A 10,109-nucleotide genomic window follows, 5' to 3' on the forward strand; every position below is an offset into this window, starting at 1 on the left:
ATTTGCTCCTCCAGTTCCATTGCAGTTGACAGGATTGTGGATGGCGCTCGCTCAGACCGAGAGAAAGCTGGCCACTTTTGCTTCGTCGATATTGGCGCGCTCGTCCTCATGGACGATCTCACCGTTCTCCAGCACCAAAACGCGATCGGCGATGTCGAGTGCGAACGAAAGGACCTGTTCAGAAACGATGATCGACAGGCCCTTTTCATCGCGGATGCGTTTGAGAGTGCGTGCCATCTCGCGGATGATGGAGGGCTGAATCCCTTCCGTTGGTTCGTCCAGCAGCAAGACTTTTGGGTTGCTCGCCAGGGCACGGGCGATCGCAAGCTGCTGCTGCTGGCCACCAGAGAGATTGCCGCCGCGCCGATGACGCATTTCCAGCAAAACCGGAAAGAGTTCATAGATGTCTTCGGGAACGTCGCTACGGCCGGTCACCGTCAAGCCAGTCTCGATGTTCTCCTGCACGGTCATGGTGGAGAAGATCATTCGGCCCTGCGGCACATAAGCGAGGCCCTTGGCCACGCGCTCGAAACTCTTCAGCCCGGCAATTTCGCTGTCATCGATGGCGATCCGTCCGCTCGCTGTCGGCACCACGCCCATCAGCGCTTTCATCAAGGTCGTCTTACCCATGCCGTTGCGGCCCATGATGGCGACGATTTCGTCCGGCTTAACCGTGAAGTTCAGGCCGTGTAGGACTTCGCTTTGACCATAGGCAACGTGTAGATCGGTCACGCTCAGCATGCTCGTTCCCCTAATGACCGAGATAGACTTCGACGACCTTCGGGTCGTTTTTGACATGCTCCATGCGGCCTTCCGACAAGACCTTGCCTTGGTGCAGGACGGTGACCCGGTGGGCGATGTCCTCGACGAATTTCATGTCGTGTTCGATGACGATCACCGAGCGGCCAACAATGATCTTGTGAAGTAACTCCGCCGTTTTCTTGCGCTCGGACACGCTCATGCCCGCGACGGGCTCGTCGAGCATCAGAAGCTCTGGGTCTTGAATCAGCAGCATGCCGATTTCGAGCCATTGCTTCTGGCCGTGGCTCAGGAATTCGCCGCGTTCGTCGAGCCTGTCCTTTAAAAAAATCATCTCCGCGATTTCATGAATGCGGTCGCGGACCTCGGCATCGCGGCGGAAGGTCAGAGCGCCCAAGACGGAGCGGCCACGCGGGTAGGAAATTTCAAGGTTCTCGAAGACGGTCAGATCGTCATAGATGGATGGTGTCTGGAATTTTCGGCCAACGCCGGCCTGCACGATCTTGTTTTCGCTGAGCCTGGTTAGTTCGGTGCCCTTGAATTTGATCGAGCCAGCCGTCGCCTTGGTGCGTCCACAGATCAGATCGAGGACCGTCGTCTTGCCGGCGCCATTCGGGCCGATGATGACGCGGATCTCGTTTGCATCGACATAGAGCGAGAGGTCGTTGACGGCCTTGAAGCCGTCGAAGGAGACCGTCAATGCTTCCACGGTGAGTAGGAAGTCGGGCGCCATGGCATCGGAAAGAGGAGCGGGGGTGACGTTCATGGCGTTGGCTTTCTTGGGCTTTCCTGACGTTGGCTCGTTCATTCCGCGGCCGCACCGCGCGGGGTTGGCGGATCGGCGTCGGCGATGGTCTTGCCGCGTTTCAGGAGGCGGCCGAGGCGCGGTGCGATATAGCTTTCGTAAATTCCGGCCAGACCGTTGGGGAAGGCCAGCACGACGGCGATGAAAAGGCCACCAAGACCGAGCAGCCAAAGTTCCGGAAAGCTCTCAGAAAAGGCTGTCTTTGCCCAATTGACCAGCAAGGTGCCGTAGACCGCGCCAAAGAGCGACAGCCGGCCGCCGACGGCCGTGTAAATCACCATTTCGATCGATGGGATGATACCGACGAAGGAGGGCGACATGAAACCGACTTGCAAGGTGAACATGGCGCCGCCAAGTGCCGATAGGGCCGCCGCCAGGCAGAAGACAAAGGTTTTGAAGCTGGCGACGCTGTAACCGGAGAAACGAACCCGGTCCTCCTTGTCGCGCATCGCCACGAGAATGCGCCCGAGCTTGGATTGCCGTACGAGGAAACCGAGCAGAATGCAGGCGAGGAGAAGCAACGCATTGGCGAAATAGAGAATGTATTTCGCGTGATCGGTGCGAATATCCCAGCCGAGCATGGTGCGCAGGTCGGTGATGCCATTGATGCCGCCGGTATAACCCTGTTGCCCGATGATCAGAATGGTCAGGATCGCGGCGATGGCCTGCGTAATGATGGCGAAATAAACACCGCCGACGCGGCGTCTGAACATGGCCGTTCCGATGACGTAGGCAAGAGCCGTTGGGACCACGACGACTGCGATCAACGCAAGAGGCAGGCTGGTAAACGGTTTCCAGAACCATGGAAGTTCGGTGAGTTGATTCCAATCCATGAAGTCGGGAATGCCGGGGGTCGACTGGATCTTGGTGTTTTGGACACTTGAGGCTTCCAGCTTCAAGAACATGGCCATGCAATAGCCGCCGAGCCCGAAGAATATGCCTTGTCCCAGGCTGAGAATGCCGGCGTGCCCCCAACACAAGACAAGGCCGATGGCGACGAAGGCATAGGTCAGATATTTGCCGATCAGATTGAGTCGAAAGATATCCACTGCGAGCGGGAGGACGATCAGGATCAAGAGAGCGAGAAGGACGAAGCCGATCGCTTCCGAACCGGACAGAAAGCCGAACTTGAAATGGCTCTTGGTAGACCCGTTGTTGTTCATTGAGGCCTCAGCGACGAACCTTGAGAGTGAACAGTCCCTGTGGACGCAGCATCAGAATGGCCACGACACTGAGCAGGGTGAGAACTTTGGCGATCGAGCCGGAGAGGAAGAATTCCAGGGTCGATTGCGCTTGGGAGATGGAGAGCGCGGACAGGATCGTGCCGAGCAGGCTTTGCGCGCCGCCAAACACCACGACGAGGAAGGTATCGACGATATAAAGCTGGCCGGCCGTGGGCCCGGTGGAGCCGATCATGGTGAAGGCGGAACCGGCGACGCCCGCGATGCCACAGCCGATGCCGAAGGTGTAGCGGTCGACCTTTTCCGTATTGATGCCGACGGCGCCTGCCATTGCTCGATTTTGCACCACGGCGCGGACCTGTTTGCCCCAGCGGGAGCGAAACATCATGAGGCCGACGATGGTGGTGATGACCAATGTCAAAGTCATCACGAAGAGCCCGTTGATCTGGACCTCGATCGTATCGGTGAGCTGCAAGGAACCCATCATCCAGGATGGCAATTCAACGCCGACTTCGCGTGGGCCAAAGACTGAGCGATAGACTTGCTGCAGAATAAGGCTCAGTCCCCAGGTGGCGAGAAGCGTGTCAAGTGGGCGCCGGTAGAGATGGCGGATCAACGCCCATTCCACCAATATGCCGAGACTGCCCGAGGCCACGAAGGCAAGTGCCATGGCGATGAAGAAATAAGCGGGAAACAGGCTGGGCAGATAGGTGATGAAGAGCTGTGAGCATAGATAGGTCACGTAGGCGCCCAGGATCATGAATTCGCCGTGGGCCATGTTGATGACGCCCATCTGGCCGAAGATGATAGCCAGTCCTAGGGCCATAAGGAGATAGACCGAGAACAGGATCAGGCCGGCGAAGCCCTGCATCACGAAAATCGAGCCGAGCTCGCTCAGCGTGTAGCTTTCGAACATGGAATGCTCCCGTCGCGGAAATGCGCGATGGCCGTCGGGGCTTGCCCGCTTGGTCGAACGAAAGGAAAAGGGGCGCGGCGAGAGCGCCGCGCCCTCCGTTTATTGGTAGCCCTTGGGAAACGGATCGGGCTCCATCAGATCGGCCGTTTCGTAGACTACCTCATATTGTCCATCGGTCTTGGCGCGGCCGACGCGGGTCTTCGACCAGAGATGATGGTTGGGGTGAATTTTCACATAGCCTTCGGGGGCGCCCTTGAATTCGATATCGGGTGAGGCCTCCGCAACCTTGTCGATATCGAAAGAACCGGCTTTTTCGACCGTGAGTTTCCACAGCCACGGACCGAGATAAGCAGCCTGCGTGACGTCGCCGATGACAGTTTTTTCGCCCCACATCTTTTTAAATTCCGAGACGAAGGCTTTATTGTTCGGATTGTCGAGCGATTGGAAATATTTCATGCAGGCATAGGCGCCGGCGATATTTTCGCCGCCAATGCCATCAATCTCATCTTCCGTGACCGAAATGGTCATCAGCGTCTGTTTGGTGAGATCAATGCCTGCCGCCTTGAGCTGTTTGTAGAACGCGACGTTCGAACCGCCGACGATGATGGCGTAGATCACGTCCGGCTTGGTCAGCTTGATCTTGTTGATGACCGAGTTGAACTGGGTATGGCCGAGCGGGAAATATTCCTCGCCGACGACCTTCGTCTTGAGCTTGTTCTCGATATGCTTGCGCGCGATCTTGTTAGAGGTGCGCGGCCAGATATAATCCGAGCCCAGGAGATAGAAAGTTTTCGCGCCTTTCTCCTTCGCCACCCAGTCGAGACCCGCCAGAATCTGCTGGGTCGCTTCCTGGCCGGTGTAGATGACGTTCTTCGATTGCTCCAATCCTTCATAGAAGGTCGGATAGTAGAGCATGCCGTTGTATTGTTCGAAGACCGGCAGAACCGCCTTGCGCGAGGCCGAGGTCCAGCAGCCCATCACCGCCGCGCATTTGTCGTTCACCAACAGTTTCTTGGCCTTCTCGGCGAAGGTCGGCCAGTCGCTGGCGCCGTCCTCCTGGATGAACTTGATCTTGCGTCCCAGAACGCCGCCGGAGGCGTTGATCTGTTCGATGGCGAGCTTCTCGGCTTGAACCGAGCCGGTTTCGGAAATCGCCATCGTGCCGGTCACCGAATGCAGGATGCCGACGGTGACTTCCGTATCAGTGACGGCGAGCCCGGTTGTGTTGACCACGGAGGTCGCCGGAGCCTGAGCGAAAGCCGATCTCGGAAGTAATCCAAGGAAGGGCACACTCGCCATTCCCATCAAGAGTTTACGTCTCAGTGCGGAAGGAAGCTTGGGATCGTCCTGGTTGTTCAACATGCTTGACCTGCTCGGCGAGAGGTTCTGGCTTGCACGGGATCGTCAGCCGATGCGGGCATGCTGGTCGATTTTATTGCGCCGCAGCAATACGTCGTATGAGGGCGCGCGTTACGTCGTTTACTGCCGCCTGATTACGTCGAACGACGTAATGGCGCGGTGCGGTGCCGGATCGCGCCTCCCAACCGGTCCGTCGCCGCACGATCATGCGCAGGAAGTGGCAAGGAAAATGCATTGATTTTCATGGGTGGCCGGTAGCTTAACCGGAACGGGAACACATGGGTTTCCGGGTCCCAGGGACAGGAACGCGCTCAAACAAGCGTGGGTAGAAGGAGGTTGTGAGCTGGAGCGCGCGGGCATGGGGGCACATCAGAAAATCCTGAGAGTCCGGCGGGATTACAACCAATGGGTCGCCAATCAGACTCTCGAGGACTATGCGCTCCGCTTCACGGCCAAGAAGGCGCGGCGCTGGTCGGCCTTTCGCGTCGCCAATACCGCCATCGGCAGTATTTCGTTTCTAGCCCTTGAAGCGATCGGCGGCGCGATCACGCTCACTTATGGATTCAGCAACGCCATGGCGGCCATTCTCGTCGTCGGCGCGCTTATCTTTCTGACTGGTTTTCCGATCAGCTATTACGCCGCCAAACATGGCGTCGATATCGATCTGCTGACACGCGGCGCGGGCTTTGGTTATTTGGGCTCGACGATCACTTCGCTGATCTACGCTTCCTTCACCTTCATTTTCTTCGCGCTCGAAGCGGCCATCATGGCCAAGGCGTTGGAAATGAGTACAGGGCTGCCGGTCGTCTATGGCTATCTGGTGAGCTCGCTGATCGTGATCCCTTTGGTGACCTACGGTTTCACCTTCATCAGTCGTTTCCAACTTTGGACCCAGCCGCTCTGGATCTTGCTGCATATCCTGCCGTTCGCGTTCATCGCGGTCTACGATAGCGGCACCAGCGAAGGTTGGATGCGTTATACGGGTCGCCTTGGCCATGTTGATGGATCCTTCGATCTCTTGTTGTTTGGTGCCGCTGCCGGCGTGGTTTTTTCACTGGTCGCGCAGATTGGCGAACAGGTCGACTTTCTGCGGTTCCTGCCGCGTCAGCGTCGCGGCAACCGATTGAGCTGGTGGGTTGCATTGATCGCTACCGGACCGGGCTGGATCATACTCGGGACGATCAAGCTGATCGCCGGCTCGTTTCTTGCCTATCTGGCCTTCCGCTACGGAATACCTCCGGCCGATGCGTCTGAGCCGACGCATATGTATTTCGTGGCTTTCACCTATGTCGTTCAAGATCCGCGCGTTGCTTTGGCGATCGCGGCGATTTTCGTGATCATTTCGCAGCTCAAGATCAACGTCACCAATTCCTACGCCGGCTCTATAGCCTGGTCTAACTTCTTCTCTCGGTTGACGCATAGTCATCCTGGCCGAGTTGTCTGGCTTGTTTTCAATGTCGTGATCGCCCTGCTCCTGATGGAGTTAGGCATCTACAAGAGCTTGGAACATACCTTGGGGCTATACGCGCATGTCGCGGTCGCTTGGGTTGGAACGCTCGTCGCCGATCTTGTCATCAACAAGCCCCTGGGCTTGAGCCCGCGCAATATCGAGTTCAAACGCGCCCATCTCTACGACATCAATCCTGTCGGCTTCGGCAGCATGCTGATCGCCAGCCTCGTATCGATTTGTGCCTATATGGGGCTGTTGGGCGATATCGCGGGTGCGCTTTCTTGTTTCATCGGTCTAGCCGTGGCCTTCGTCATGGCCCCCTTGATTGCCTATCTGACCAAGGGGCGTTTTTACATCGCGCGCGCGGCGCCGAGCGACTGGGCAAAATTCAGCGAAATCCGCTGCTGTATCTGCGAACACCATTTCGAGACGGAGGATATGACCAACTGCCCGGCTTATGCTGGGCCGATCTGCTCGTTGTGCTGTACGCTCGACGCGCGCTGCAACGATCAGTGCAAGGAGAAGAGCCGGCTTTCAGATCAGATTTTGGCGGGTTTGTCGGCTTTCTTGCCTGATGCCGTTCTCAAGAAATTGAATTCGAATCTCGGCCACTATCTTGGCCTGCTTATACTGGTCAGCGGAACCATTGGTGCGGTCCTGGCGCTGGTCTATTGGCAAACGCTTTTGGAAACGGGTCCGCCTCACGCGCTTATCGGTGCCGCCATGCTGAAAGCCTTCCTCGGCTTGGCGCTGATTGCTGGTATTGTCTGTTGGCTATTCGTGTTGGCGCACGAGAGCCAGGCCGTCGCGCAAGAGGAGTCGGTGCGCCAGACCAGTCTTTTGATGCAGGAAATCGAAGCTCACGAGCGCACCGATCGCGAATTGCAGAAGGCCAAGGAAGCTGCGGAGGCAGCCAATTTAGCCAAGAGCCGCTATCTGGTCGGCATCAGTCATGAATTTCGAACGCCCCTCAACGCCATTCTGGGCTATGCGCAACTGATCGATCGTGACGGATTTCTGCCGCCCAATCGGACCAATGCGCTGCGCACTATCAGGCGCAGCGGCGAGCATCTCGCCGGCCTTGTCGAAGGGCTGCTCGATATCGCCAAAATCGAAGCAGGAAAGCTGGAGCTTCAACGCGATACCGTCCGGCTTTATGATTTTCTCGAACAAATCGTCGACATGTTCAGTCTGCAAGCCGAAATGAAGGGCATTGGCTTCAGCTTCAAGAGTGTCGACAATCTGCCAGAATATATTCGAACCGACGAGAAGCGCTTGCGTCAGGTTCTGATCAATTTGCTCTCGAACGCCATTAAATTTACCGCCTCGGGCGAGGTCCGTTTTGTCGTGCGTTGCCGTAACGACGTTGCCGAATTCGCGATCGAGGATACGGGCATTGGTATTGCCCCGGACAATCTCGATCGCATTTTCATGCCGTTCGAACGTATCGAAAATCCCAATACCCCTTGGATACCTGGGACAGGGTTGGGGTTGACGATCACCAAATTGATGACCGAGGTGATGGGGGGCAAGATTTCGGTGACTAGCCGGCTGGGTGCGGGCAGCCGCTTTACCGTGCGCTTGCATCTGTCGGTCACTAAGGGGCCGACCACGCCGGCCGACCAAGCGGCCGCGATTACGGGTTATCTCGGCCCCAGGCTTTCCGTGGTCGTGGTCGACGATGAGATGAGCCATCGACAATTGCTTGCCGACATTTTGACTCCGCTCGATATAGCGGTTTTCCTGGCCGAGGATGGCCCGTCCTGCCTGCGGCTTGTTGAAGAAGTGCGGCCACAACTCATTCTGCTCGATATCACATTGCCGGGGATGAATGGCTGGGAGCTTGCCCGTCGGATTCGCGATGATGTCGGCAGTAGTGGCGCCATTATCATGGTGTCGGCGGAGGCCCAAGAAAGTAGGCGTGACGCTGGTATGCTCAACTATCACGACGACTATATCGGAAAGCCTTTCGACGTCGGCATTTTGTTGGATAAGATCGGCCTGGCAATCGGCCTCATCTGGACGCGAGAAGGCGTTCCGCTTCGCCCCGAACGGTCAGCCAGTCCGCGGTTCCCCCGCGAGGAGCTGCCGCCGCGGGGCGACCTCCTCGATCTGGTGGCTCTGGGGCACATCGGCTTCATCCGGGCGATTTCCGATCGTCTCAAGGAGATCGCCGAACGTGAGCCGCAATCATCGGCTTTCGTCAATCATCTGGGCGAACTCGTTGCCGACGTTCAGCTCGATTCTTTCCTCGCCGCGCTAGAGATGGCCCTCGATGACAGCGATGCAGCAACTGTTGCGTAATATCGTACTGGTGGTGGATGATTCCCCGCAGACGGTCGCCATGTTGGCTGAGGTACTTGAAAGTACCGGCGCCACCGCGCTCGTTGCGTTGCGGGGAGAGAAAGCGATCGCCATCGCGCGACAGGTTACACCTGATGTGATCTTGCTGGATGCGATCATGCCGGGCATGGACGGTTTTGAAACCTGTCGTCGGATCAAGCGCGACGAAGCGCTTAGCCACGTGCCTGTGATTTTCATGACGGGATTGACCGATACGGACCATATCGTTCGCGGTCTTGAAGCGGGTGGCGTCGACTACATTGCCAAGCCGATTGATCCCAAGGAACTTCTCGCACGCATTCACGTGCATCTGGTGAACGCGCGTATCGCCAGATCGGCGCAAAATGCGCTCGATACGGCAGGTCATCACCTGATGGCCATGGATGATACGGGAAGGCTATTGTGGTGGACACCGCAAGCGGGCAGATTGATCGCAGCCTTGTTGGCGGATGGGCTCGTTGTTGGAGCGATGTTGCCGGAGCCGTTGCATGCTCTGGTTGCCAAAGGCGCCGAGCCCATTACGGAAGTCACAATTGCGTCCCCCCATCAACCTTTGGAAGTCAGGGTGGGGCTGCTCGGCAAATCCGGGTCGAATGAGTATCTGCTGCGTCTCGTTGAAGAAGTGACCGGCAGCGTCGAGCGCATTTTAAGCGAAAGATTGCAGATTTCGCTCCGTGAAGCGCAAGTGCTGCTGTGGCTTGCGCAAGGCAAATCCAACCGTGACATTGCCGAGATTCTCAATCTAAGCCCTCGCACGGTCAACAAGCATCTGGAACGTATGTTCAAGAAAATGGGTGTCGAAAACCGCACTTCAGCCGCAGCCATAGCTCTGAAATTTGTGAATTGAGGCTATTCAGCTTCCACGACCGCCTTGCTTCCGAACCTATTGGCGAATCTTTCTATACAGGCTCGATGATCATGTTACCGAGCGTGTCGACGCGGGCCTGAAGCGCGGGTTCGACGAAGATAGTCGTATCCTGTTGTTCGAGGATCGCCGCGCCTGACAAGGTAGCGGCGACCAGAAGCTGATGGCGAGCATAGATTGTCGTCTCGTGCCACTGGCCATCCACGTAGACCGGACGTACGCCTTGTTTCGCGCTGTCGATACTGCCACCGGATGGTGCCATGACGGTGAGATCAAGCTTTGGGCGGCGACCGATCAAGGCGACGTGCAGATTGAGCACCCGGATCGCAATGCTATCCAGCAGCCGGCCGTAGGTTTCACGATATTTTTGCTCGAAAGCCTGGCGTATCGCGGCTCGATCGAGCGTTAGGCCTTTCTTCCAGTGAATTGGG

The 10,109-nt window shown here is 57.2% G+C and carries 7 protein-coding genes and 1 pseudogene; 2 read left to right on the plus strand and 6 right to left on the minus strand.

Going from position 1 to position 10,109, the window contains the following annotated elements; all coding sequences use genetic code 11:
- Nucleotides 1-51 precede the first annotated feature (51 nt).
- From urtE to urtA, 5 genes are all read right to left on the minus strand, one after another.
- Nucleotides 52-741 (minus strand): urea ABC transporter ATP-binding subunit UrtE, encoded by a 690-nt coding sequence (urtE, locus tag OIM99_RS27555; RefSeq protein WP_311853726.1) that lies wholly within the window; start codon nucleotides 739-741, stop codon nucleotides 52-54.
- Nucleotides 742-751: 10 nt separating this feature from the next.
- Nucleotides 752-1,525, minus strand: coding sequence for an urea ABC transporter ATP-binding protein UrtD (gene urtD, locus OIM99_RS27560; RefSeq protein WP_311853727.1), 774 nt, complete (start codon nucleotides 1,523-1,525; stop codon nucleotides 752-754).
- A gap of 38 nt (nucleotides 1,526-1,563) precedes the next feature.
- A complete protein-coding gene (gene urtC / locus OIM99_RS27565) occupies nucleotides 1,564-2,727 on the minus strand; it encodes an urea ABC transporter permease subunit UrtC (protein WP_311853728.1) in 1,164 nt (387 codons plus the stop codon).
- A gap of 7 nt (nucleotides 2,728-2,734) precedes the next feature.
- A complete protein-coding gene (gene urtB / locus OIM99_RS27570) occupies nucleotides 2,735-3,661 on the minus strand; it encodes an urea ABC transporter permease subunit UrtB (RefSeq protein ID WP_311853729.1) in 927 nt (308 codons plus the stop codon).
- A 99-nt stretch (nucleotides 3,662-3,760) separates the two neighbouring features.
- Nucleotides 3,761-4,966, minus strand: a complete 1,206-nt coding sequence (urtA, locus tag OIM99_RS27575) for an urea ABC transporter substrate-binding protein (protein WP_409371585.1) — start codon at nucleotides 4,964-4,966, stop codon at nucleotides 3,761-3,763.
- A 412-nt stretch (nucleotides 4,967-5,378) separates the two neighbouring features.
- Between urtA and OIM99_RS27585 the strand changes: the two genes are divergently transcribed.
- Nucleotides 5,379-8,774, plus strand: coding sequence for an ATP-binding protein (locus tag OIM99_RS27585; protein ID WP_409371577.1), 3,396 nt, complete (start codon nucleotides 5,379-5,381; stop codon nucleotides 8,772-8,774).
- Nucleotides 8,746-9,660: a response regulator gene (locus OIM99_RS27590; RefSeq protein ID WP_409371578.1), complete on the plus strand. Its 915-nt coding sequence runs from the start codon at nucleotides 8,746-8,748 to the stop codon at nucleotides 9,658-9,660. The genes OIM99_RS27585 and OIM99_RS27590 overlap by 29 nt, the downstream gene beginning before the upstream one ends.
- 52 nt (nucleotides 9,661-9,712) lie before the next feature.
- Here OIM99_RS27590 and OIM99_RS27595 read toward each other — a convergent pair.
- Nucleotides 9,713-10,109: pseudogene (locus OIM99_RS27595) on the minus strand (hydantoinase/oxoprolinase family protein); the annotation flags it as partial.

The sequence above is a fragment of the Methylocella sp. CPCC 101449 genome (assembly GCF_031921685.1).
In the GTDB taxonomy this organism is placed as follows: Bacteria; Pseudomonadota; Alphaproteobacteria; order Rhizobiales; family Beijerinckiaceae; genus Terripilifer.